Origin of the sequence: Streptomyces sp. NPDC047014 (genome assembly GCF_040644195.1) — a bacterium.
Lineage (GTDB): Bacteria > Actinomycetota > Actinomycetes > Streptomycetales > Streptomycetaceae > Streptomyces.
The window spans coordinates 1-23,970 of record NZ_JBEYVX010000091.1; the positions used below are offsets into that span (position 1 = coordinate 1).

Sequence of the window (23,970 nt, forward strand, 5' to 3'; positions counted from 1 at the left end):
CCCACCGCGCCGAGGGCGATCGCGCCCCAGATGCCGAGGCCGCCTTCCCAGATCTTGAAGGCGTCGACCCAGTTGCGGCCCTCGCCGAAGTAGAGAGGAGCAGCGCCGGCTGGCGGTCGGCCGCTCGCTGCGCGCCCAGGCCGAGAGCCTGCGCGACAGCGATCCGCGGACCTCGCTGCGGCTCGGCCTCGCCTCCCTGCGGGTCGACCCCACCCCGGAAGGGCGCGAGGGGCTGCTCACCACCCTCCAGCGGACCCGGTTCGACGGCGCCTCCGCCGACGGGGCGATCGGGCCGACGGACGACGCCGCGGTCTTCTTCCAGGGCGGCACCCTGCTGGCGACCAGCGGGGACCGCCCGGACAGCAAGGGCGGCCCGGCCGGCAAGGATCCCGCGAAGTCCGTCGAGCTGTGGGACACCGCCGACGCCGTCGCCCCGCGGCACCTCGCCACCCTGACGGGTCTGCCCGACACCGTGGCCGCGGTCGCGCCGAGCCCCGACGGGCGCACCCTGGCCGTCGTCACGGGCGACCTGCTCAAGCAGGCCCCGGTCCGCGAGCTGTCCCTGTGGAACCTGGCCGACCGCCGGAACCCGGTCCGGCTGCCGTTCCCTTCCGGTGAGGCGGACATCCGGGACGCCGCCTTCGCCCCGGACGGCCGGACCCTCGCGGTCGTGGCCGGCGGTGCCGAGGGCACCCTGACGCTGTGGGACGTGAGCGACCGGACCGCACCCCGCCGGCTCTCCGGGCCGACCGCCGCCACCGATGCCGACACGGTCCGTTTCAGCGCCGACGGCCGCACCCTGATCACCGCCTCCGGCCTGCGGACCAGGGGCTTCGCGCTGGGCGGGGACACCATCGCGCACTTCTCCGGCTGGCAGCTCTGGGACGTGACGGACACCGGCGGTCCCCGCGCCGTCTCCCGCCAGCTGGGCTATACGGAGCGCACGCTCGCCGTCAGCCCGGCCGGAGCCGACCTCGCCGTCGCCGACGGGCACCGGGTCGCCGTCTGGCGGTTCACGGACCGGGCCGCCCCGCGGCGGATCGCCGTACTGGAGCACCCGAACCGGGTCACCGGTGTGGCGTACCGGCCCGACGGCCGCGGCCTCGCCACGGCCGTGGAGGGGGGCCGGACCCAGCTGTGGGACCTCGGCGACCCGGACCGGCCCGTCGGCCCCACCGCACTGTCCGGCCCGGCCGCACCGACCGGGTTCGCGTTCACCGCCGACGGCGGCCACGTGGTCCTGGCGGACGAGTCCCGTACGGTCCAGCGGTGGCGGGTCGCCCCGCGGGCCGCGCCCGGCCAGGTGTCCGCGGCCGCGACCGGCGAGGCGGGCCTCGGCGAGGCCGCTTTCAGCCCGGACGGCCGCAGGCTGGCCGTCGGCGGCTTCGGCGGCGGCGTCCACCTGTGGGATGTGACCGATCCGGCCCGGCCCCGTGAACTCCCGGCGGTGCCCGGCGCGTCCGGCCGGGCGGTGGAGACGCTGGCCTTCGACCGCGAGGGCACCACCCTGGCCGTGGGCACGATCGCGGACGCCAACGCCGTCCGGGGCGAGATCGTGCTCTGGGACGTGTCGGACGCGGAGCGGCCGCGGCGCCGCACGGCCCTGGCCACACCTACCGGGGTGGCCTCCCTGGCGTTCAGCCCGCGCAGCGCGCTGCTGGCCGCCTCGGGGCGGGAACTGCCCGTGGGCGCGACCTGGATCGGCCTCTGGGACACCGGCAGGCCCGAGCCCGAACAGAAGTTCCTGAACGCGTCGCTCAACCGGATGCTCGACGGGACCGAGGACGGTCCGGGCGTCGTGAAGCACCACATCATCGGGGCCACGCCCACGGCCTTCGGCCCGGACGGCCGGCTGCTGGCCCTGTCGGGCTCGCTCTGGGACGTGTCGGATCCCTCGGCGCCCGTCCGCGTGCGGCGGGCCGGACGCCCGTCCGGGGACTCCGCCCCGATGCCCCTCGGCCCGGAGGGGATGGACCAGGCGGCGTTCAGCCCGGACGGCCACCTGCTGGCGGCCGAGGCCGACGGGAGGAAAGGGGTCGCGCAGTGGCGGGTGGGCGAGGAGATCTCGTACACCCCGGTGGGCCCGGCCGTGCCGGTCAAGGAGCCGCAGCGGATCGTCTACCACCCCGGCGGCCGGCTCCTCGCCACCGCCGAGCGGTTCGGCGCCGTCCACCTCTGGGACGTCTCCGATCCCACCCGGCCCACCCTCGCGCTGACGGTGCCGGAGACCGCCGGGGACATCAGGTTCGGCCCGGACGGGCGGACGATGGCCCTCGTGCTCGCGGCAGGCGGCGGAGTCCGGCTGTGGACCCTGGGGGAACTCCCCGCGATCGCCGCCGATCCCACGGGCCTGGCCTGCCGCATCGTGGGCAGCGGCCTGTCCGAGCAGGACTGGAAGAAGCACTACGCGGCCGGACTGCCCTACCAGGACACCTGTCCGGGGTGACCGGGACGGGACCCGGTCACCCCGGACACGCTCAGCCGGCCAGGAACTCCAGGAGGCTCCGGTCGAGGTCCAGGAACTCCTGGCCCGCTGCCACCAGGGCATAGGTCCGGTGCAGGAACATCCGCACCGCGCGGGCGTCCACGGAGAGGACCGCCAGCCCGGCCTGCCCGTCGCGGCCGTTGCGCAGGACGACACGGAGTTCGTCGGCCCCGGACTCCGGCTCGGGACCGAAGACGACATCGCCCTCGCCTACCGTCCGGTGCAGGCCCTCCGTCAGCATCTGGCGGTCGAACTGCCACGAGGCGAGGACGTCGATGCCGTCGAAGAAGCTCGCCTCCACGGCGAAGGGGTTGTCCACGGCGTACGAGAACCGCGCGAGCAGGGGCACGGGCCCGGTCGCCGTGGCGAGCCGGACGGCGATCAGGGCGGACACAGCGGACATCTTCGAAGCCTCCGGAGTGGGCGGGACGGCGCTCCTCGCGTGCCCCGTTCCACCGCCGCCATGCTGCGCCGACCGGGGGAATCCCGTCCGGCCGGGCGCAGGGCGGCAGGAGCCGCGGTCTCAGGACTCGGCGTCGAGCCCGGTGACCGCCGGCGGCCCCAGCGGAGCGTCGTCCTCCGAGAAGCCGAGCTCCCGCAGGGCGGTGGTCACCAGCCGGACGGCATCGCTCTCCGCGGTGGCCCGGTCCGGTGAATCGACCTCCAGCCGGACGGAGAACGTGCCGCCCTCATGGACGGTGAGCAGCTCCACGTCCTCGCTCTCGCTCAGGTCGGTGTGGTGCGAACCCAGCCGCTTCGCCAGCCCGGAGCGTGCCACGTCGTCGACCTGCCGAAGGAACGTGCCGGGCACGGTGATGACATAAGTGGTCACTGCGACCTCCTGTTGATCTCAAGGCGGATTGTGCAGCGGATGCCCGCCGGCCGCCTTTTGAACCTCCGTACGGACCTCCTCGGCGGGCGGTGGCGGACGACTCGGGGCACATTGGGGAAGCCGGGGTTTGAGCCCGGCGGTTGTGAGCAGACGACGGTTCACGACCAAGCCGGTAAGTACGACGAGGAGGTCACCATGTCGGGTGAAGAGAAGGCCAAGGCGCGCGGCGAGCAGGTCAAGGGCAAGGCCAAGGAGACGGTCGGCCGCGCCGTGGGCAACGAGCGCATGACGGCCGAGGGCCGCGCCGAGCAGGCCAAGGGCGACGCCCGCCAGGCCAAGGAGAAGATGAAGGACATCTTCCGCCACTAGGCGTAGAACCCCGGCACGGGCAGCGGCGGATCATTTCCGCCGCTGCCCGGCCGCGGGGGCCCGCCCCCTGACGCCGCCCGCGCACCGCGAGCGGCGTACAGCTGTGTCCGGGGACAGCGCGGTCGGCCACGGAGCTCCCGCTAGGCGGACCGTTCCCGCGTGGACACCGTCACGCTGTCCACCCGCATCGGGTGGCCGGGTTCCGTGGAGGGGCCCGCGGTGGCGCCGTCCGCCTCGGGGAGCTTGCCGCCGACGGCCACGTTCAGGATCAGGAACAGCCCGTGGTCCACCGCCCGGCTCCAGGTGTCCGGGTCCATCCGGGAGGCCGCCACCCGGTGGTACACCCGCCCGTCCAGGTACCAGCGCACCTCCTCCGCCCCCGGCGCCCGGTCCACCTCCACCGCGTACGAGTGGAAGGCCGTACGGCAGCCCTCGCACGGCTGCGGGCCCGAGGTCAGCCCCACGGGCTCCTCGCAGGGGCCGCCCGGAGTCACCCCGCAGTGCAGGGAGCCGAAGACGGTGTCCCGGCCGTTCACCGACTCCATCACGTCCAGCTCGCCGACCCCCGGCCAGCCGGTGTACCCGTCGCGCAGCGGGGCGCCCAGGGTCCAGAAGGCCGGCCAGTAGCCCGCCGCCGCCGGGCCCGTCACATCCGGCAGGGCGATGGACGCCTCGATCCGCAGGACCCCACCGGGCGGGGCGGCGAAATCGGAGCGCCGGGTCTCGATGCGGCCCGAACTCCACGCGCCGTCCTTGCGGGTGGGCACGATCTCCAGCGCGCCCCGCCCGTCGAGCCGGACGTTCTCCGTCGAGTCCGTCATGGTCTCGATCTCCCCGGTGCCCCACTGTGGTGCCGGGCAGCCCGGATAGCAGGTGCCGATGTCGTGGATCCAGTGCGCGGCCGAGGGCGGACTGCCCGCCGGGCCGTCGAAGTCCTCCCGCAGCAGCCGCGTCCACCCGTCCGGACCCGGCGCCCCCGCCGCGCCCCGGGCAGCCGCCGGCAGCGCCCCGGACTCCGTGAGCAGCCGCTCCAGCCGCCGGGTCAGGACCACCGCCGCCGCGTTCGTCAGGTGGGCGTCGTCCCGGTACAGCAGGATCCGGTCGAGCACCGCCGGGCAGCTCGGGCCGTCCCCCGGGCACAGCACCTCGTTCACCCCGATGCTCCGTACGCCCGGCAGCGCGCCCGAGGCGATCCGCCGTACCAGCGGATCGGGCCGCAGCGCCTCCGTACGGGCGAACGCGCACCCGGCGGGAGAGCCGGGACGGCCGGAGACGCAGGCGGGCACGTCCGTGCCCGGTACCGGGGTGTCCTCGATGTAGACGACCGGCGCGCCCAGGGCCCGTAGCGGCGCCAGGGTCTTCTCCCAGGCGGCGGCCAGCAGATCCTGGTCCTCGGTGTACCGGTTGAGGGAGGAGACCACGATCAGCCGCGGCTTCGGCTGCCGCGCCAGCCGGTCCAGCGTGTCCGCGCGCCAGAGGTCGCACTCCCGGTAGGCGCGGCCCAGCTGCGGGCTGTGCACCGACAGCTCCGGCAGCGGGCAGCCCTGCTTCACGAGCTCCTGCAGGGCCCAGCCGCGCCCGGCGGCCAGCGCCAGCAGCGGCGAGAACCACTGCCCGGCATGCGAGTCACCGAGCAGCACGATCCGGTCCGGGCTGTCCACCGCCCCGAACAGGCAGTCCGGGCCCCGGGTCTCCGCCGGCGCGAGCTGGCAGCCCCCGTCCGGCGGGAAGTCCGCGCGGGCCTGCACGGGACTCGGCAGCACCGGGCCGTCCACCAGCGGCATGCCCGGGATCCGCTCCAGCAGCGCGGGCCCCGAGGCGGCCCCCGGCGGCAGCCCCTTCGGGTCGAGCGGGGCGGCCGGGCCCAGCAGCCGCAGGCTGGTCGTCCCCAGGACCAGGGCCAGCACGACCGGCAGGACGACGGCCGAGACACCCACCGACAGCCCGCGCCGGGAGAGTGCGGAGACGGTACGGCTGCGGCGCAGCGGCCGCTCGACCCAGTGCGTCGTCGCCAGCGCGGGCAGGACCGCCGCCAGCGTCAGCGCGGCCTTCGCGGGCCAGTCCAGCGGGCCGAGCCGCGCCTCGGCGAGGACGAGCACCGGCCAGTGCCACAGGTACAGGGTGTAGGAGAGCCGCCCCACGGCCCGCGGCGCCCGCCCCGACAGCAGCCGGCTCACCTCGCCCGCGCGCGGGGTACCGCGCTCGCCGCGCCCGGGTATCGCCGCGAGGATCACGGCGGCCGCGCCCAGCGTCGGGACGAGCGCCGCCCAGCCGGGGTACGCGGTCGCCGCGTCGTACGTCACCACGCCCCAGCCGATCGCCGCCGCCCCGGCCCAGCCGCACAGCAGGCGCAGCGGACGCGGCCCCCGCATCAGATGCCACGGCAGCAGCGCGAGCAGCGCGCCCGCCCCGAACTGCCAGACGCGCGAGGGCGTCCCCAGATAGGCGAGCGGCGCGGAGTGGCGCGTCCAGTAGAGCGACAGGGCGAAGGAGACGAGCGTCAGCGGCGCGGCCACCAGCAGTACGGCGCCGCGCACGGCACGGCCGCGGCGGACGGCCCCGGCCGCGCCCAGCACCAGTACGGCCAGCAGCGGGGCCCACACCAGATAGAACTGCTCCTCGACGGCGAGGGACCAGAAGTGCAGCAGCGGGCTCTGCTCGTGCCCGGCGGCGAGGTAGTCGGTGCGCTGGGACACGAACCGCCAGTTCGCCACGGACAGCGCGGCCGCGAGCACATCGTGCTCCACGTCGGTGCGGCGCAGCGGCACGGCCAGCCAGGCCCCGGCCACGGCCACCGCCGTCAGCACCACGGCCGCCGAGGGCAGCAGCCGCCGGGCCCGCCGGGAGAAGAAGTCCCCGAGGCGGATCCGCCCGGTGGAGACGGCCTCGCGGACGAGCAGGCCGGTGATCAGGTAGCCGGAGATGACGAAGAAGACGTCCACGCCGACGAATCCGCCGGCCGCCCCCGGAATCCCGGCGTGGAAGGCGAGGACCGCGAGCACGGCGACGGCGCGCAGGCCCTCGATGTCGGGGCGGAAGGCGGAGCGGTGCGGGCTGGGCCCGGATTCGCCGCCGGGGCCGGGCCCCGGAGGTGCGGTGGCCGGCCCGCCGGTGCGGCGACGGCCGGGTGGTGCGAGGTCGGACATGGTGACGAGCGCCTTTCAGCTCAGCCAGGGAAGCATCGGGTCGACCAGCCCGGAGGCCAGCAGACCGGTCAGGAGGAGCACCGCGGAGGCGGCCACCGTCTCGGGCCAGCGGCGCGGCAGCATGCCGGTGCGCGGGCCGGGCAGCGCGCGGCGGACCGGCAGGAGTTCGGCGGCGAGGTCGCGGATCAGCGGCAGGTTGATCTGGAACTGCACCAGGACGTAAAGCAGCAGCCCCCAGTTGGGCTCCCAGCCGTTGCGGGCGACGGCCAGCCAGAGGCCCGCGGCGGCCGCCCCGTTGGACACCACCAGCCACACCAGTGATACGGCGACCACGCGGCGGGCCATCCCGCCGCGCGCCGCCGCACCGCGCGCGCCCGTGGGCACCCAGGCGGCGCTGCGGCCCCGCAGGGTGTGCCAGAAGGCCGTCGCGGCGGCCACGCTCGTCAGCACGTTCGCCCGGATCACCTCCACCCGCCAGCGGGTGCGGCTGATCCGCGGCAGCAGTACGTGCCAGAGCCACAGCGGGGCGAGCAGCGGCAGCACGTGCCAGGGGCGGATCGCGTCGGGGTAGCAGAACAGCATCACCAGCGGCGGGAGGGGCGCGGCGAAGGTGTTCACGGCGGTGGTCAGGTAGCCGACGATGCCCTCGTAGAAGCACAGCCGCATCCGCCAGTGCGCGCCGATCCGCCCCAGTACGGGGGTGCCGAGGAGGTGGAGGTTGCCCATGGCCCACCGGTACTGCTGGTTGACGTACGAGGTGACCGCGTCGGGGGAGGTGCCCTTGGCCACCAGCACCGGGACGTACAGGGTGCGGAAGCCCCGCTCGTGCAGGGCGAGTCCGGTGTACAGGTCCTCGCTGTGGTCGAGCCGGGCGAAGCCGCCGGCGGCGTCGAGGGCCGCGCGCCGGTAGACGGCGTTGCTGCCGCAGCAGATGGCGGCGTCGCTCGCGTCGCGGGAGGGCTGGATCCAGCGGAAGAACCACTCCTGGGCGGAGCCGGCGGCGCGCTGGATCCAGCTCATGGCCTCGTCGGTGTCGAAGCACTGCGGGCTCTGCACGATGCCCACCGCCGGGTCGGCCAGGTAGGGGACGAGGTGGTGCAGGAAGTCCGGGCGGGGCGCGAAGTCGGCGTCCAGGATGGCGACGAACTCGGCGCCGCTCAGGGTGAGCGCGTGGTTGAGGTTGCCCGCCTTCTTGAGGTGACCGCGGTCGGGGCGTACGACGTACGTGTAGCCGTACGAGGCGGCCAGCGCGGCGACCTCGGGGCGGTCGGCGTCGTCCAGGACCCAGACGGTCAGCGCCTCGGCGGGCCAGTCGACGGCGGCCACCGCGCGGTAGGCGTTGTCCAGGACGGGCAGCGGCTCCCCGCAGGTCGGCAGGTACAGGTCGACGGCGGGCGGGGCGGCGGGGCGCCAGGCGTGCACGAGGACCTCGTGGGACTGCCGGGTGAGGCGGCGCTGGCGCAGGCTGTTGACGGAGGAGAGGACGAGGGCCACGAGGTTGAGCGCGAGGACGGCGAGGAAGGCCCACAGCGCCGGTGTCCGCAGCGCGAAGGTGAGCATGGTCGCCGCCGTGAAGACGAAGGCGAGCGAGGTGGCGACGAGGACCCAGCGGCGCTGGGGTCCGAAGTACCAGTAGAGCTCCTCGTCGGAAGGAGGTTGCGGAAGATGATGAACAGTCATAGAGCCCCCCACGGCTGTGCGTACCCGTTGCGGAGGACCACCCTAGGGTCAAAGGTATAGACCACTTGAGCGGATCGGGGGTAACGGGCGTAATGAGCCACGGGATTGCCGTGACTCGAATGGTCCAGACCTCTTGCTGTCGCCATTCGACCGCCGGGCCCCCCGACTTCGGGAAGGCGCAGGTCACGCGGGGGTGAACAGTCCGAGAACTCCGGCCCGTCCGCCGCACATCAGTCGCAGATCAGGCGCTGATCCGCCTCAGGGGGCCTCGTCGCCCCGGTCGCGCTCCTGCCGCAGCAGCTCCGTCAGGTCCGCCAGCCGGTCGAGGCCGCGGACCGGCCGCGCGGTGCGGGCGTTGTGCAGCAGCCGGGTCCGGTGGCGGTGCAGGAAGGCCCAGTAACCGGTGGTGTACGGGCAGGCGTCCTCGCCGCTGCGGGAGCCGGGCCGGTAGCGGCAGGGGCCGCACAGGTCGCTCATCCGGTCGATGTAGGCACCGCCGGAGGTGTAGGGCTTGGTCGTCATCCGGCCGCCGTCCGCGTACTGCGACATGCCGACGACATTGGGCACCATGACCCAGTCGTAGCCGTCGACGAACGAGCGGTGGAACCAGTCGGTGAGCGCGGCCGGGTCCCAGCCCCGCTGGAGCGCGTAACTGCCCAGCACCATCAGCCGCGGGATGTGATGGGTCCAGCCGGTGTCCCGGACCTGGCGCAGCACCGTCGACAGGCAGCGGGCCGTCACCGCGTCCGCGTCGAGCTCGCTCCACCAGTCCGGCAGCGGGCGGGTGTGCCGCAGCACGTTGGAGGTGCGGTACTCCTCGCCGAAATGCCAGTAGAGGTGCCAGACGTACTCCCGCCAGCCCGCGATCTGCCGGACGAAGCCCTCGACGGAGTTGAGGGGCGCGCTGCCCTCCCGCCAGGCGGCCTCGGCACGCTCCACGCACTCCGCCGGATCCAGCAGGCCCAGATTGAGGGAGGAGGACAGCAGGCTGTGGCTGAGCACCGGGTCGGCGGCGAGCATGGCGTCCTCGTACGCGCCGAAGCCCGCGAGCCGGTGCTCGACGAAGCGCCGCAGCGCGGCCAGCGCCTCCCGCCGGGAGGCCGGGAAGAGCCGCGGCCCGTCCCGGCCGACGAAGGAGACCTCTCCGGAGCGCTCCCACCGGTCCAGGTCCTCCCGGACGCCGGCGTCGATCTCGTCCTCGCGCGGCCGGTACGGGGCGTCCGCGCCGAGGGTGCGCGCCCCGCGCGGCGGGGGCTCCCGGTTGTCCTGGTCGAGGTTCCAGCGGCCGCCGGCCGGTTCGCCCCCGTCCATCAGGAGGTCGTGGCTGCGGCGCACATGCCGGTAGAAGTTCTCCAGCCGGAGCCCGCCCTCCCCGTGCCCGTCCGCCCACTCGGCGAACTCCTCCCGGCCGACGAGGAATCCGCGGGCCGGCAGCACGGTCACGCGCTCCAGGGAGCGCACCAGGGCCGCGGCCGCCCGGGAGGTCGGATGGTGCACCGTGACGGGTGCGTCGCCCACCGCCCGGCGCAGGCCCTCGCGGTAGGTGTCCGCCTTCACGTGGACGACGCGGTCGCCCAGCTCGGCGGCGCGATGGCGCATCGCGGAGAGCACCAGGTGCGCCTTGGCCCGGTGGAACCGGCGCCTGCGGAAGACCGCCTTCGACTCGATCAGCACCAGCGGGGCCTCGCGGGGGACCCCGCCCTCCCCGGGGGCGGTGAAGGCCGGGCCCAGCTGGTCACCGAACAGCCAGTGCGCCTGCGTCATGCCGCCACCGTAGCGGCGACCGGGTCCGGCTTCCCGCCCGGCGCGCTCGACCGGCCCCGTGCATCCGCGCGCGCCGCCCGGCCGGAAGAATCGACGGGAGGGAAGGAGATCCGATGGGCGGAAACGAGACATGGACGGTGGCCCCCGACGGCGGGCGCCCCGAGGGGCGCGCCTGCGGCCACCTGGAGCTCCTGGCCGCCCCCTGGCAGTCCTCCGCCGTCCCCTCCGCGGGCTGCTCCGGCTGCCTGCCGCGCGGCGGAACCTGGGTCCGGCTGCGCCGGTGCGCCACCTGCGGGTACCTCGGCTGCTGCGACAGCTCCGCGGGCCGGCACGCCTACGCCCACCACGCGCGGACCGGCCATCCGGTGGTGGTCTCGGTGGCCCCGGACGAGGACTGGGCCTGGTGCTACGAGGACGAGGTCTTCCTGGTCCGGGCCCCCGGACCGTGACACGGATCGCCCGCCCGTGCAGAATCGTGTCAGCGACACCGGGCGGGGGCCCGGTACGGGGGCGGGGGAGTGCGGATGGGCCGGGCATGGCGTTGGGGACTGACCGTCCTGGTGGCGGGATTCCTCCTCTGGTACGGGTCCTATTACACGACGATCGCGGTGTGGGAACTGCGCAAGCTCTTCTCCTGGTTCGCCCTGCCCCTGATGGCCCTCGGCTGCTGCCTCGCCGCCGCCGGCCTCGCGCACTGGCTCCGCCGCCGCGCCGGACGCCGGGGCAGCGGGACGGCGGCCCCCCTCCTGGTCTGGCTCGGCGGGGCCCTCGGGCTGGTGCTCGCCGTGGGCTGGCTGGTGTACGGGTCCTACCTCCAGGACCGCGCCTACATGGCCACCGCGGAGATCGTCACCGAGCCGGTGCCCGGCCTCTCCGCCCGCTCCCCGTACGTGGTGGGCAAGGCGCAGGCGGCCCCGCACCTCGGTGATGTCACCGGCGAGATATCCGACATCACCTACCTGCCGGACTCCGACCGCTTCGGCGCCCTCGTCGAGCGGCGCGGCTGGCTCGCCGGATACGAGGTCGGGCTCGTCCAGGAGGTCCCGCTCGGCGGCACGGGCCGCAGCCAGGAGCGCTGCTCCTTCGACGTGGACCGGGCGGACGCCCGGATCAGCGGCTGGTTCACCCACAACCTCGGCCGGAAGATCTCCGCCGAGCGCCGCTGGGTCCGCTTCGACGCCGGCGACGCCTACGTGACCTGCTCGGGCGGCACCCCCGTGGTGGTCGTTCCGCTCAAGCGCCAGACCGGCCTGCTCGTCGTGACCGAACGCCCGGCCGGAGTCGCCCTCTACGACGGCAGGACCGGGAAGCTCACCGTCACCTCCGACACCTCCGCCGTCCCCGGCCCCTCCTACCCGCTCAGCATCGCCGCCCGCCAGCGGGAGGGCACGGCCGCGGTCGGCGGATTCAGCGACTGGTGGTTCGAGCGCAGCGGCTGGGACGCCTCCGAGGACGGCGCCAACGAGGGCAACGAGTCCGAGTTCACCCTGCGGTACGCCGACACCTCCGGCGGCAGCGCCTACGTCACCCCCCTCACCCCCCAGGGCGAGGCCAGCTCCGTCGTCGCGGTCTCCACGGTGCCCACCCGCCACCAGGGCGGCAGCCTCGCCCCGATGACCGTGCACCGCCTCAGCCCGGCCTGGTCCTCGCCGAAGGCGCTCGTCGCCCTCATCAAGGCCGAGTACCGCGACGTCTGCTGCTACAACGACGACGAGGTCTTCGAGGTGGTCCCGACCGGCGGGAACACCTGGACGGCCACCGTCGGCAGCGAGCAGAACATCCGCTACCGGGTGGAGGGCAGAGGCCCGGTCGACGGCCGCGAGGCCACCTGCCTCAAGGCCGCCGACGGCGCCCTCATCCGCTGCGGGTACGCCGCTCCCGGCTCTCCCGAGGAGCAGGAACTCAAACGCCGCGAGCAGCAGAAGCAGCAGGAGGACGCCGCCAAGGGCAGCGGCAGCGGCGGCGACCCCGGCGATCTCACCCGCCTGAGCGACGAGCAACTGGCCGCGCTCCAGCGCCGCTTGGGCGACGAGTTCGTCCGCCGCCTCAAGAACGGCTGAGCCTCCGCCACCGGGCGTACGCCCTGATCCACAATCGGCTGTGCGGCGGGGCTCCGGTCCCCGCCGCACAGCCGATGGCCGGCAGGGCAGCCCGGGAGGCGCGCATGGGCAGGGACGGGACGGACACGAACGGAACGGACGCGAACGGGACGGAATCGGTGTGGGACTACCCGCGCCCGCCCCGCGTCGAGCCCGACACACGGCATGTGGTGGTGCGGCACGCGGGCGTGACCGTCGCCGATTCGCACCGCTGCCTGAGGGTGCTGGAGACCAGCCATCCGCCCGTCTTCTACATCCCGCGGGCCGACGTCCGCGCCGGACTGCTCCACGCTTCGGGGCACGGCAGCTTCTGCGAGTTCAAGGGCGCCGCCACCTACTGGACCCTCGTCCCGGAGCCCGGCCACCCGCCCGTGCCCGACGCCGCGTGGAGCTACGAGGACCCGGCCCCCGACTACGCCGCCCTCGCGGGCCATCTCGCCTTCCACGCCGACCGGGTGGACGCGTGCACCGTGGACGGCGAGCCGGTACGGCCCCAGCCCGGCGGCTTCTACGGCGGCTGGATCACCGCCGAGATCACCGGCCCCTTCAAGGGAGGCCCCGGCAGCCAGGGCTGGTGACCGGGACCGGGACCGGGCCCGCCGGGTGGCGCCGGCAGGCCCGGAGCCACCCGGCAGGGGACCGCTACCGCCGGGCGTCCACCACGCCCAGCAGCTTGCCGCTCGTCGGACTGCGGTCCAGGCAGGCCCCGTCGACCGCCTCCACCACCAGCTCCAGCAGCCCCTCCGCCACCGCCGAGCGCAGCTCCGGATACCCGGCGAGGAAGACCTCCCGCAGCCGCTCCCCGTCCGTGGCCGCAGTGCGCTCCACCCGTACGGTCAGCCGCTCCCGCGCCTGCGCCCCGTCCAGCCGGATCTGCAGCTCGCCGCGGTGCCCGCCGGGCCCCTCGGCCAGTTCCAGGAAACGCCGGTGGTTCAGGAAGTACGTCGCCACCCGCATCACGTCACCCGTGCGGCCCCGCAGTTCAAAGCGGGGCGCGTGCCGCCCGCAGGGGCAGCGGCCCGGTACCTCCCGGCCGAGGTCCCCGATCACGTACCGGCCCAGCCGCTGGCCGCGCCGGGCGTGCGTGGTGAACACCAGCCGCCCCGTCGCGCCGGGGGCCACCGGGCGGTCCTCCGCCAGGTCCAGGATCTCCAGACCGTGCAGGTCGGCGTGGAGGTGGTGGACGCCTCCGGAGCTCTCGGCGCACTGGAAGCCCAGCGGCCCGAGGTCCGTGCTGCCGTAGGTGATCGACCGGATCACCTCGATGCCGAAGTCCTCCCGCAGCGTGCGCTGCTGCTCCCCGGTGAAGTGCTCCCCGCCGTAGAAGACCTTGCGCAGGCCGCCGTACGCGCGCAGGGCGTCCGCCTCGGCGTGCAGCAGCTGCCACAGGTAGGAGGGCATCCCGAAGAGGGTGTCCGCCCCGTGGTCGATCAGCGCCTGCGCCGTGGCCCGGTGGTCGGGGCCCGCCGACAGCGGCAGCTGCACCCCGCCGAGCCGTTCCAGCACGGAGAAGAAGCTGATGAAGCTGCCGTACATGGAGCCGCAGTAGAAGAGGTTGGCCGTGCGGTCCCCGACCGGGTCGTAGCCGGCGGCGAGCAGACCCCGCGCGCAGGCGTGCATCTGGGTGTCGTAGTCGTCGTAGCTGAACACCGACAGCGCGGGCGCGCCGGTGCTGCCACCGCTGCGGAAGTACAGCTCGGCGTCGGCCCGCGCCAGGCTCCGGTCCGCGCCCTGGACGTCCTCCTTGCCCAGCAGCGGTCCCGAGGGCGCGGGCAGGGTGACCGGCCGGGCCAGGTCGTCCAGGCAGGCGACCGTGGCGAAGGCGGCGGGATCGGCCTGGACCGCGACCCGGCGGCTGTAGCGCTGGAGGGCGTACACCCCGTCGTGCGGCTCGCCCGCGTAGCTGGCCTGCATGGCCCCGAGCGGTGTCACCCGGGTGACACCCGCCGCCAGGAGCGTGCGCGCGAGCTCGGCCATGTCCGTACGGCCGGCGGCCACGCCCGCCGTCTGGAGGTACCGGCGCATCGGGCGGAGCGTGGCGATCAGCCGCTTCCGGGGCAGCGGCTTCACCCACACGCTGCGGTGCAGCGGGGAGGCGGTGAGCGGGGAACGGGTGTCGGCCATCACCCGCCAGGAGCCGTCGGGCGCGGCGAACACCCGGGTCAGGCCCAGGTGCTCCTCCAGCCGGGCCATCAGCTCGGTGGTGGTCAGCTCGGCGGCCTCCGCCGGATCCGGCTCGTCCGCCGGCGTTGCTCCGGCGGCGGGCGGCCGGGCCGCCAGTACGTCCGCGAAGCGCTCGGCGAAGGCGAAGACCTCGGCCTCGTCCTCGGTGTCGAGATACACCACCTGCGGGCTGGAGCACGCCTGCTGCTCGTACAGGCAGACGTCGTCCGCCAGCGCTTCGAGCGTGTCCGCCCGGGACCAGGCGTCCTCGGTGAGGTAGGCGAAGGAGATCCGGTGCCCCCACTCCACCAGCCGGCAGCCGGCCGGCACATGGGCCGCGATCCCTTCGACGGCCCCCTCCCCGCCCCATACGGCGACCACGTCGGCGGGCGCGCACATCAGGCGCAGCCACTCCTGCCGCGCGGACGGGAACCGCAGGACGACGATCCGCGCGGCCAGCGCACCGCTCGGGTCCAGGGCCGCCAGCTCGGCCATCAGGTGCTGGGTGAGCAGGGTGTCGGCGCCGCTCGTCTTGAGGACGTTGACATTCCCGGCGAGCAGGCCCTCGACGATGCTCAGCGGGGCCACGGTCGCCGCGTTGCCCGGGGCGACATGGGTGACCAGGCCGACGGGCGCCCACGCCTCGTAGACCGTCTCGCGCGGACCGGCCCGGTTCAGCCGGCCCGGCGCGGCGCCGCCCAGCTCGCGGCGCAGCTTGCGGGTCAGCTCCCGCCGGCCGAGGAGGCCGCCCAGCTCGGCCAGGACGGCCGGGTCCTCGCCCTCGGGCAGGTGCCCGGCGAGCCGGGTGCGCACGGGGTGCGCGGGATCGCGCAGGGCGGCGGCGAGGGCGTCGCAGGCGGCCAGGACCGTCTCGGTGTCCAGTTCGGCGGCGAGCGCCGCCTCCACGGCGGCGGGCAGACCGGCCAGGCGGCGCCCGGCCTCCTCGTCCCCGATGAAGGAGCCCTGCCAGTAGTGGGGGTGCACGGTCATGGTCACGCCATTCCCTTCATCAGTTCCGCTGCGGCCACCGCGCAGCTGCGGTTGCGGCTCACTCCGGCACGGCCGTGCACGGTGAACCAGGGGGTTTCCAGCTCGCAGCCGCAGGCATCCCCCGGCCGGAGCGAGGCGAGATCGCCCATGACCACGCTCTGCGCGGGCACGGAGGTGATGTACGGCGACACCAGGTGCAGATAGCCGCGCTCCCCGTACGGCAGCGGCTCCAGGGTGCGCGTCGAACGGATCGTCACCCGGGACCAGACGGGTGCGTGCAGCCGGTGGTGGTCGCACTCGATGTACGGGATGCAGTGCTCCACCGACCCGAAGGTGTCCCGGATCCGCTCACCCGGAATGCCCAGCTGCTCCGTCACCCGGGCGTACAGCTCCTCCTTCTCGATGCGCCGGTCGGCATGGCCCTTCCAGCCGCCGCCGAGGACGACGAGCGAGCCCTCGGGCAGCCGCAGCGGAGGCATGCCCATGGCCCGCATGCGCTCCAGGGTGAAGAAGAGGAAGGCGGGGAAGCCGAGGATGCGCACCGGGGCGTCCTCCCGCTCGAAGCGGCGCAGCGCCGCGATACAGCCGAAGGGGTCGAACTCGTGGTCCCCGCCGGTGTTGCGCAAGGCGTACTCGACACTGCGCGCCGGGGCGAAGTCGCACAGGTAGTTGTCGGTGAACGCCGTCCCGAGGTTCAGGGACGGGGCCGGCTCGTAGCTGTAGAGGAGGTAGTTGACCTCCTGGTGCGGGGTGATCCAGCCGTTGCGCTCGAAGATCCGGGCGACCATGCGCTGCGCCGAGCGGATGGTCCACGTGTCGAAGAACATCTGCGACTTCTGGCCCGTCGTGCCCGAGGAGGTCAGATGCAGCTCGACGTCCTCGCGGGGGATGGACAGCACCTCGTGCCGCTTGAAGAAGTTCGCGTGGACCAGGGGCGTCCGGTACGGCTCCGCCTCCGGGGTCGCCTCGTGGAGCGAGCGGAAGAAGGGCGAGCGCTCGGCGTGCCAGGCGTGGGACTCGGCCATGGCCGCCGCGAACAGCGCGTCCGTCTCGGGGCCGTGGGCGTACGGATCGGTCAGGTCGCACAGGCGCTGTACGTGAGCCAGCCGGTCCGGGTCGGGTACGGAGACCGGTGCGAGATGGGGGTTGGTGCGGTTCACAGGGCAACCTCGGAAGTGGTGGGCAGATGGGTCGACGCCCAGGCCGACACGTAGCAGTCCAGATAGGGCTGGAGGGGCGGCTCGACGGCGACGCCGCGGAAGTCGATCCGCTCGCTGGAGCGGGACAGCACCGCGTAGTCGTGGAAGCCGTCGCCGTCCGCGCGCATCGCCGGGTAGAGCGCCCCGGCCACGAACCCCTGCGACAGGAAGGCCGCCAGGGCCTCCTGGTGCGCGAGCGGGACCAGCGCCTCGACGTATCCGGCGCCCGCGCGGGCCAGGGCCCGGGTGACGGGTTCGAGACATGCCGCCGCGGCGGCCGGGTCCGGGTGGACGGAGAGCAGGGAGCCGTAGCCGCCGGCCCGGTTGAGGTAGGCGTACACCTCGAACCGGCCGTCCTCGGGGGTGAGCAGCACGTTCGGGGTGTGCAGCGGGTAGAACCAGCCCTCGGCGTCCGGGAACCGCTCGCGGAAGCGGCGGCGGACGAAGGCGGGCGCCTCGATCAGCTCCACGTGCTCCACGTCCCCCGGCGCCGCCGGCTCGGCGGGCCCGGCGGCGCGGACCCCGGGGAAGCCGATGCCGAGCGCGTCCTCGGCCGTACGCAGCAACGGCAGCAGGGCGGCGGGCACTTCGGTGACGGGCACGCGGCGGTCCAGCACACCGGGGGAGTGACGCGCGTAGAGCGCCAGGCTCTCCCGGCTGCGCAGGTCCACCGCGTTGGGCAGGATGCCCAGCGGCCGGAACCCGTTGCGCGCGACGACCCGCTGCGGGCCGGCGCCGACGGTGCGCACGGTCGCGTAGACCGAGTCCAGCCGTGCCGTGTCCAGCATCCCGGCGCACAGCGCCTCGGTGAGGGCGCCCGCCAGACCGCCCGAGCGGTGCCCGGGGTGCACGGCGATGCCCTCCAGCCGGCCGATACGGCTGCCGGCCTCGCCGTGGATGGCGGCGGACGCGGTCAGCGCCCCGCTGGCGGGGCAGCGCGCGACCAGCCACAGCGAATGCGGGTCGGCCATGAGCCGGGCCATCTCGGCGGGGTCGGTCCCGAGGGCCACGGGATAGTGCGGCCCGTACACGGCGTAGTAGAGCTGGCGCAGTTCGGCGATGTCCGCGCCGGTGGCCGGGGTGATGACGGGGTTCACGCGGCGCCTCCGACGGCTTCCGGGGCGGGCTCCGCCGAGGCGGACACGGACACGGGCCGCGGGTCCGGCGTACGGGATCCGAGCAGGGCCAGGGCGCACACGGCGGGCAGCAGACCCAGACCCTGCACCAGGCACAGCGTCCGCGGCGAGAAGAAGTCCCCCGCGAGACCGAACAGCAGGGAGGCCACGGGCAGGGAAGCCCCCAGCACGGCCTGCATCACGGCGAAGAAGCCGGGCTTGTCGGCCGTCGGCACCAGCCGCTGGAAGAGGGCCACAAAACGCACGCTGACCGCGCCCGCGCACCAGCCGGCCACCGCCAGGCAGCCCGCCATCACCGGCCGGTACGGCAGCAGTCCGGGCAGCGCCAGGGCGAGGGCCATCAGACCGAGGCACCAGGAGCCCGCCACGGTGGGCCGCCCGGGGACCCGGGTGCCGGTGAAGGCGCCGATCAGCGCCCCGGCCCCGAGGGAAGCCTCCAGGAGGGCGACGGTGCCGCCCCCGCCGTGGAGGACCGCGCGGGTGTAGAGCGGAATGACCACGAACACGGCGGCGGTGAACAGGTTCGCCGCGGTGAAGCAGACCAGGATCCGCCGCACGTACGGCAGTTCGCCGAGGATCCGGCGCAACGCACGCGGCGGGGACGGCTCCTGCGCCCCGGCCGGGGACGCGGCGCCGCGGAAGCGCGCGCTCGCGACGAGCAGGGCCGCGCCCAGGTAGGCGGCGGCGCAGCCGGCGGCCAGCCCGGCCACCCCCGCCCGGTCCACGGTCAGGGCGCCGAGCAGCGCTCCGCCCAGCCCGGCCAGGGACTGGGTGGACAGCTCGAAGCCGGTGGCCGTCTCGATGTCGGCGTCGTCGACCAGCTCGGGCACCGAGGTGGTCAGGCAGGGGTCGAAGAACGCCTGGCAGGTGGCCAGCGCGAGCCCGGCCGCGTAGACGGCGGCCAGCTCCGGCCCGCCGCCGTACGCCCAGAGCGCGAGCCCGCCCGCGGCGGCCCCGGCCAGAGCGGCGGCGGTCCGCAGCACGGAGCGGTGGGCGAACCGGGCCACGGCACGGGCCACCACGGGCGCCAGCGCCACGGCGGGCAGGGTGCAGACGGCCATGAACAGGCCCGAGGCCAGGCCGGGGGAGTCCCGTACGGCGTGGGCGACGATCCACCAGGACACGCCGACCTGGAACATGCGCACGGCGGCCTGCGTGAGGACCTGGCCCAGCCAGACGGCGGCGAAGGCACGGTTCCGCAGGACGAGCGGGGCGCGCCGGGTGAGGGCCGCCTCCGCAGTGGTGTCCGGAGCGGCGGTCACGCGGTCGGCCTCTCGTCGAGGACCCGCACCAGCTTGCCGGAGCGCGGATTGACGGCGAGGTCCCGGTGGCGGGCCCACTCCACGGCCAGCGGGTGCACGAACCCGGCCCGCACGCTGTCGGGATACAGCGGCCGTACGTTCTCCAGCTCGGCCACGACGGCCCTGGCCAGGGCGTCCTTCGGCGCGGTGTCCGCGTGGTCGCCGGGGGCGGTCGCGAGCCGCAGGACGAGCCCGTCGCGGCCCTCCCAGCGGCGGACGACCAGCTGCATGCCGACGACCCGCCCGGCGGTGTCCACCGCGGCGACGGCGTCCTGCGCGTCCTGCGTGTAGAGGGAGACCGGCCCGACGCGTACGCCCTCCTCGGCGCGGCCGAGGATCCGGAAGTGGCCGGGCCCGGTGCCGGTCCACTCGGCGCGGTCGCCCGCGGGGTAGCGGATGATCGGCATCAGCCGGCGGAACAGGCTGGTGACGACGACCCGGCCGGGCCGCCCCGGCTCGGTGATCGGCTCGTCGGTGGAGTCGTCGAGGATCTCGACCAGCGCATAGGGCGTGAAAGCCCGGTGCACCCGGGCGTCGGGGCCCGGCACGGGCCGGCCGAGCAGACCGGCGTCCACACTGGCGTAGCCCACGGAGCGCGCCTCGGCCCCGGGGAACGCCGAGGCCAGCAGGCGTCGCTGGTCGTCGAACAGCGCCTCACCGCCGAAGAGCAGCAGCTCGACGGAGTCGAGCCGGACACCGGAGGCGAGGACCTGCTCGGCGAGCCGGCACAGGGTGGTGGGCGTACCCGCGAGCACCTGGGCGGCGAGGTCGCGCAGTGTCGGGATGGTCGATTCGAGCGGCGCTCCGCCGCCGATGGGCAGCCGGACGTTGTCCACGGGCGCGTGGGCGAGCGAGTCGAGCACGAACAGGAAGCTGGCGTAGAGCTCACCGGCGTAGAACAGGTCGGCGACCCGGTGGCCCGGCCGCAGGCCCGTGTCCACGAGGCCCTGGCCGAAGGAGGTGACGAAGGTGCGCCACTCGTCCCGGGTGTAGACGGAGAACTTGGGGGCTCCGGTGGTGCCGCCGGTCTTGTAGACCGTGGCCTCACTGAGCGGGCCGGTCAGTACGCGGCTGTCGTGCAGGGAGTTGGCCGCCCAGAACTCCCGCTGGTCGACTACCGGAAGGTCGGTGAGGCGGTCGGCGTCCGGCGGCAGGGACGCGTAGAGGTCCCGGTAGTAGGGCGAGTTGTGACGGGCGAAACGTATGAGGTCCGAGAGCTGCTGGGCGGACATGGGCCTTTGCCTAGGTGACGGAATCAATCGGGACGGGAGCCACGGCGGACCCCCCGGCGCCCCTGCCTCCCACGAAGCACGGCCAGGACCAACGGAGTCGGCAGAACTGACGTGCGGTCATGATGATGAAACATCAGCGCACTTTCACCAAACTGAACAAGTATTTCCGGCCAGAACGGCTTTTCACAGAATTACTTGCGGTTTCAAGCATGCGTGCTGGATCCCCGCCGAGCCCGTTGCGGGGCGGGCCGGCGCTCCGTGCCGGCGCTCTGTGCCGGTGGGAGACTGGCCGCATGACCGACGATGATTCCCGGACGGGGCAACGGCTGGAACAAGCCATCCTCGCGCTGCTGGAGGAGCGCGCCCCGGACGCGACGATCTGCCCGTCCGATGTCGCGCGGGCCGTGCACAAGGGCGGGGGAGAGGGCTGGCGCGCGCTCATGGAGCCGACGCGCGAAGCGGCCCGGCGGCTGGTCGCGGCGGGCGAGGTGGAGATCACCCAGGGCGGCCGCGCGGTCGACCCGGACCAGGCCCGGGGCGCGATCAGGATCCGGCGCGTCCGCTGAGCGGATCCGCGCGGCCGTGCGGGTGTCCGTCCTGCGCCGGGGGGCATGAGCGGACAGTATGGATTCGGCCCGCCCGGGTCTTCCGGCGGGCGTCCGGCCCCGTAGGTCCTGGAGGAATCGAGCGTGAGCGCAGACAGTCAGCGCGAGGAGAAGGCCCGGCAGCTCCGGCAGCAGGCCGAGGAGCTGGAACTCCGGGCGCAGCGGGCGGACGACCCCGAGGAGCATCGGCGCCTGATCGAGGAGGCCGTCCGTATCCGCGCGAAGTGCCAGGAGACCGGTGGCCCGGAGAGCGCCACCATGGACCCCATGTAAGCAGGAGCGACGGTCAGCGACGGCGGCCGCGCCCGCGGCCGCCCCAGCCGTTCCCGATGCCCGCGACGTGCAGGGCGAGCACGGCGAGACCGATCAGCATGAAGTTGGTGGAACTCAGTACGTCATTGGTCGCGATGTCAGCCGCGTTGATCAGGAACGCGATGAAGAACAGCACTGCGGCGGCGATACCCAGCATGGCCGGCCCCTTTCGTAGGTGACGGCCGTGTGCCCCGCCGGAGCCGAAGCACGCACTCCCGTTCGAAGGCTTCTGCCGCGGGCCCCGGCCCGCTCAGGCGGCGGACCCCGCAGGCACATGGCGGAGCCAGGCGTAGGCGACGGGCTGGGCCGCGTTCCAGTCGGCGGCGAGGTCCGCGTCCACGGCGGCGAAGCCCGCCCCGAGGTAGCAGCGCAGCGCCACCTCGTTGTCCGGGTGGACCCGCAGGAAGACCTCCGCGTGGCCCGTCTCCAGCGCCCGCGCGAGAAGCCCGCCCACCAGGGTCCGGCCGATGCCCCGGCCGCGCCGGCCGGGCGCCACGATGAGGCGGGCGAGCTCGACCTCGTCCTCCTCGGCGTCGAGCCAGAGCTCCCCGTACCCGACGGGCTCGCCGCCGTCGAGGAGCAGGTAGGGGCGTACGTCGTCCTCGCGGTGCCAGCCGGTCACGGTCTCCGGGGACACCGGGAACTCCGGCAGCCCGCACCAGAGGGCGACCTCCCGGGCGGACCCGGGCCAGCCCGCCACGGCGGAGGCGTGGGCGGCGAGGGCGGGGGAGAAGGCGAGAAGTTCCATCAGCGTGATCCGTCGTTCCCTGGTCGGTGGTCGCCGTTCTGTGTCCGGCGGGTGCGCGCACCGACGGTACGTGCCGCCCCCACCCCGCTTCACCTGGGTTTCCGCGGCGGCCGGGAAGGCGTACCGGGAAGACGTACCGGGGAGCGTGTGCATACTGCTGGACATGAGGTCTTCCGCCGCCGCCCGTATCCACCTGCTGATCACCAGCGTGCTGGTGCTGTCCGCGACGGCCTGCGGGCTGGGCATCGGCCTGCTGCTGGGCGGCCGGCTCACCGCCGCTCTGGCGGGTGGCGCGGCCGGGCTGGGAGCGGGCATCGGGGCGTACCTCTCGCGCAAGCAGGTCTTCGCCTTCCTCCGGCCCGCGGACGCGGTGGCGGCCGGGCCCGCGGCCGCCACCGTACGGGTGTCCCTGGCGGTGCCCGCGGCCGATCCGGCCGGCGGGGACGACGGCGAGGACGCCGGGGGCGGCTACGCGGAAGGGCTCGCGGACGCGGTGGTGGTGAGCATCGCGACCTACCAGGCGGCCGCCTTCCCCCTGACGCCTCTCGGGGTCAGCGAGGAGGAGCGCGACGCGCGCCGGGCCTTCGCCTACCGGGTCTGCGCCCAGGAGGGCCTGCCTACGGCGGTGCGGGTCTCGGCGGCCGCGGCCCTGGAAGCCGTCGACCAAGGGGTGGACGCCGGGCAGGCGCACGCGGCGATGAAGGCCCTCTCCCTGACCGTCTACGACCACCGCGGGGCTCGCTGACCCACCGGCCGCACCGTCCCTTAGGGTGACCCGCAAAGGGCTCGCACCCCTGTGCGGCCCGGTCTCATCTCCGTGAGGGGCAGGTCCAGTTGGTGGAGTCTTTGCGGCCCGGTGACCCGGCGGAGATAGGCGGCTACCGCCTGCTGGCCCGGCTGGGCGAGGGAGGCATGGGCGAGGTGTTCCTCGCCCGCACCCACTCGGGCCGCCCCCTGGCCCTCAAGACGGTGCACCGGGACCTGAGCCTCCAGGCGGGCTTCGCGGAGCGCTTCGACCGGGAGATCCGTACGAGCGACCGCGTGCGCGGCGCCTGGACGGTCTCGGTGGTGGATTTCAGCCCGCCCGGCGCCGCCCCGCAGTGGCTGGCCACTGAGTACATCGCCGCGCCCTCCCTGGCCGACTGGGTGGAAGGCCATGGACCGCTCCCGCGCCCCGCGCTGCTCGCCCTGGCCCGCGAGCTGGCGGCGGCGCTGGTCACCGTGGGCGCGGCTGGCGTGGTCCACCGCGACATCAAACCGGCCAACGTGCTGCTCGGCGCCCAGCGGCCCTTCCTGATCGACTTCGGTATCGCCCGCGCCGTGCGCGACGCCCGCTACACGCAGACCGGGACCGTCATCGGCACCCCCGGCTATCTGGCCCCGGAACAGGCCACCGGATCCGTGGCCTCGGCCCCCGCCGATGTCTTCTCCCTCGCCGCCGTCCTCGTCTACGCCGCCACCGGCCGGAGCCCTTTCCTGGAGGCGGGGGCCGAGCTGGCGCTGCCCGCGCTGCTCTACCGGATCGTGCACGACGAGCCCTGCCTCGACGGGGTACCGCAGCCCCTCGCCGCCCTGGTGGCGGACTGCCTGGCCAAGGACCCGCAGGCGCGGCCCACCGCCGCGCGGGTGCTGGAGCGCCTGGAGCAGGCGGAGCCCGCGCCGGACGAGGCCGGCTGGGCCGGGGCGGTGCCGCCGGAACTGGCCGCGGAGGTGGCCCGCCGCGAGACGGCCCTGGGCGCCCTGCTGGTACCGCCCCGGCCGCAGGCACCGTCGGCCCCGGTGGCCCCGCCCACACCGCCCGTCCCGCCGCCGGCGACCCCGGCCCAGGGGTACGGGCCGCCGCTTCCGGTGTCGGTGCCGATGCCCGCGACGGCGCCCGCCGCGCGGCCGGGCCGGTGGGGCTCGCCCG

General features: G+C 74.6%; 21 protein-coding genes and 1 pseudogene. 9 read left to right on the top strand and 13 right to left on the bottom strand.

Annotation, left to right across the window (positions count from 1 at the left end; all coding sequences use genetic code 11):
- A pseudogene (locus ABZ873_RS29310) lies at window positions 1-95 on the bottom strand (prolipoprotein diacylglyceryl transferase); the annotation flags it as partial.
- Window positions 96-472: 377 nt separating this feature from the next.
- Between ABZ873_RS29310 and ABZ873_RS29315 the strand changes: the two are divergent.
- Window positions 473-2,446 (top strand): WD40 repeat domain-containing protein, encoded by a 1,974-nt coding sequence (locus tag ABZ873_RS29315; protein WP_360878148.1) that lies wholly within the window; start codon window positions 473-475, stop codon window positions 2,444-2,446.
- 31 nt (window positions 2,447-2,477) lie between these two features.
- On the opposite strand, the gene ABZ873_RS29320 is transcribed toward ABZ873_RS29315, so the two are convergent.
- On the bottom strand, window positions 2,478-2,888 hold the full coding sequence (locus tag ABZ873_RS29320) for an SsgA family sporulation/cell division regulator (RefSeq protein WP_360878151.1): 411 nt from the start codon (window positions 2,886-2,888) through the stop codon (window positions 2,478-2,480).
- A gap of 120 nt (window positions 2,889-3,008) precedes the next feature.
- Window positions 3,009-3,317 carry a hypothetical protein gene (locus tag ABZ873_RS29325; protein ID WP_360878154.1) on the bottom strand — a complete coding sequence of 103 codons (309 nt, stop codon included), beginning with the start codon at window positions 3,315-3,317 and terminating at the stop codon, window positions 3,009-3,011.
- Window positions 3,318-3,512: 195 nt separating this feature from the next.
- Here ABZ873_RS29325 and ABZ873_RS29330 point away from each other — a divergent pair, with 195 nt between their 5' ends.
- Window positions 3,513-3,686 carry a CsbD family protein gene (locus ABZ873_RS29330; RefSeq protein ID WP_360878157.1) on the top strand — a complete coding sequence of 58 codons (174 nt, stop codon included), beginning with the start codon at window positions 3,513-3,515 and terminating at the stop codon, window positions 3,684-3,686.
- Window positions 3,687-3,826: 140 nt separating this feature from the next.
- On the opposite strand, the gene ABZ873_RS29335 is transcribed toward ABZ873_RS29330, so the two are convergent.
- The 3 genes from ABZ873_RS29335 to ABZ873_RS29345 form a co-directional block, all read right to left on the bottom strand.
- Window positions 3,827-6,832 (bottom strand): acyltransferase family protein, encoded by a 3,006-nt coding sequence (locus ABZ873_RS29335; RefSeq protein WP_360878160.1) that lies wholly within the window; start codon window positions 6,830-6,832, stop codon window positions 3,827-3,829.
- Window positions 6,833-6,847: 15 nt separating this feature from the next.
- Window positions 6,848-8,512 carry a cellulose synthase catalytic subunit gene (locus ABZ873_RS29340; RefSeq protein ID WP_360878163.1) on the bottom strand — a complete coding sequence of 555 codons (1,665 nt, stop codon included), beginning with the start codon at window positions 8,510-8,512 and terminating at the stop codon, window positions 6,848-6,850.
- Between the two features lie 258 nt (window positions 8,513-8,770).
- Window positions 8,771-10,276, bottom strand: a complete 1,506-nt coding sequence (locus tag ABZ873_RS29345) for a cryptochrome/photolyase family protein (protein WP_360878166.1) — start codon at window positions 10,274-10,276, stop codon at window positions 8,771-8,773.
- A gap of 113 nt (window positions 10,277-10,389) precedes the next feature.
- Here ABZ873_RS29345 and ABZ873_RS29350 point away from each other — a divergent pair, with 113 nt between their 5' ends.
- The 3 genes from ABZ873_RS29350 (at window position 10,390) to ABZ873_RS29360 (ending at window position 12,953) form a co-directional block, all read left to right on the top strand.
- Window positions 10,390-10,725 carry a UBP-type zinc finger domain-containing protein gene (locus ABZ873_RS29350; protein WP_360878169.1) on the top strand — a complete coding sequence of 112 codons (336 nt, stop codon included), beginning with the start codon at window positions 10,390-10,392 and terminating at the stop codon, window positions 10,723-10,725.
- 75 nt (window positions 10,726-10,800) lie between these two features.
- On the top strand, window positions 10,801-12,336 hold the full coding sequence (locus tag ABZ873_RS29355) for a hypothetical protein (RefSeq protein ID WP_360878171.1): 1,536 nt from the start codon (window positions 10,801-10,803) through the stop codon (window positions 12,334-12,336).
- Between the two features lie 104 nt (window positions 12,337-12,440).
- A complete protein-coding gene (locus ABZ873_RS29360) occupies window positions 12,441-12,953 on the top strand; it encodes a DUF427 domain-containing protein (RefSeq protein ID WP_360878174.1) in 513 nt (170 codons plus the stop codon).
- 64 nt (window positions 12,954-13,017) lie between these two features.
- Here the strand turns inward: ABZ873_RS29360 and ABZ873_RS29365 are convergent, their stop codons facing one another.
- From ABZ873_RS29365 to ABZ873_RS29385, 5 genes are read right to left on the bottom strand one after another with little or no spacing between them, the layout of a single operon-like run.
- Window positions 13,018-15,528, bottom strand: coding sequence for an acyl-CoA reductase (locus ABZ873_RS29365; protein ID WP_360878177.1), 2,511 nt, complete (start codon window positions 15,526-15,528; stop codon window positions 13,018-13,020).
- A gap of 2 nt (window positions 15,529-15,530) precedes the next feature.
- The gene (locus ABZ873_RS29370) at window positions 15,531-16,688 is read right to left on the bottom strand and encodes an acyl-protein synthase (RefSeq protein WP_360878180.1); all 1,158 of its coding nucleotides are present in this window, start codon (window positions 16,686-16,688) and stop codon (window positions 15,531-15,533) included.
- Window positions 16,685-17,824, bottom strand: coding sequence for a GNAT family N-acetyltransferase (locus ABZ873_RS29375; protein ID WP_360878182.1), 1,140 nt, complete (start codon window positions 17,822-17,824; stop codon window positions 16,685-16,687). Before ABZ873_RS29375 ends, ABZ873_RS29370 begins: the two co-directional genes overlap by 4 nt.
- A complete protein-coding gene (locus ABZ873_RS29380; RefSeq protein WP_360878185.1) occupies window positions 17,821-19,125 on the bottom strand; it encodes an MFS transporter in 1,305 nt (434 codons plus the stop codon). The genes ABZ873_RS29375 and ABZ873_RS29380 overlap by 4 nt, the downstream gene beginning before the upstream one ends.
- Window positions 19,122-20,396: a phenylacetate--CoA ligase family protein gene (locus ABZ873_RS29385; RefSeq protein WP_360878188.1), complete on the bottom strand. Its 1,275-nt coding sequence runs from the start codon at window positions 20,394-20,396 to the stop codon at window positions 19,122-19,124. Before ABZ873_RS29385 ends, ABZ873_RS29380 begins: the two co-directional genes overlap by 4 nt.
- 293 nt (window positions 20,397-20,689) lie before the next feature.
- Here ABZ873_RS29385 and ABZ873_RS29390 point away from each other — a divergent pair, with 293 nt between their 5' ends.
- Window positions 20,690-20,962 (top strand): DUF3253 domain-containing protein, encoded by a 273-nt coding sequence (locus ABZ873_RS29390; protein WP_360878191.1) that lies wholly within the window; start codon window positions 20,690-20,692, stop codon window positions 20,960-20,962.
- 123 nt (window positions 20,963-21,085) lie between these two features.
- Window positions 21,086-21,274: a DUF6381 family protein gene (locus ABZ873_RS29395; protein WP_360878194.1), complete on the top strand. Its 189-nt coding sequence runs from the start codon at window positions 21,086-21,088 to the stop codon at window positions 21,272-21,274.
- 13 nt (window positions 21,275-21,287) lie between these two features.
- Here the strand turns inward: ABZ873_RS29395 and ABZ873_RS29400 are convergent, their stop codons facing one another.
- Window positions 21,288-21,470, bottom strand: coding sequence for a hypothetical protein (locus ABZ873_RS29400; protein ID WP_360878197.1), 183 nt, complete (start codon window positions 21,468-21,470; stop codon window positions 21,288-21,290).
- Between the two features lie 93 nt (window positions 21,471-21,563).
- On the bottom strand, window positions 21,564-22,061 hold the full coding sequence (locus ABZ873_RS29405) for a GNAT family N-acetyltransferase (RefSeq protein ID WP_360878200.1): 498 nt from the start codon (window positions 22,059-22,061) through the stop codon (window positions 21,564-21,566).
- Window positions 22,062-22,224: 163 nt separating this feature from the next.
- Between ABZ873_RS29405 and ABZ873_RS29410 the strand changes: the two genes are divergently transcribed.
- Together ABZ873_RS29410 and ABZ873_RS29415 are read left to right on the top strand one after the other, a co-directional pair.
- Window positions 22,225-22,806, top strand: a complete 582-nt coding sequence (locus ABZ873_RS29410) for a hypothetical protein (protein WP_360878203.1) — start codon at window positions 22,225-22,227, stop codon at window positions 22,804-22,806.
- A 92-nt stretch (window positions 22,807-22,898) separates the two neighbouring features.
- Window positions 22,899-23,970, top strand: a 1,072-nt coding sequence (locus ABZ873_RS29415) for a serine/threonine-protein kinase (protein ID WP_360878206.1), incomplete at its 3' end; no start/stop codon positions are given.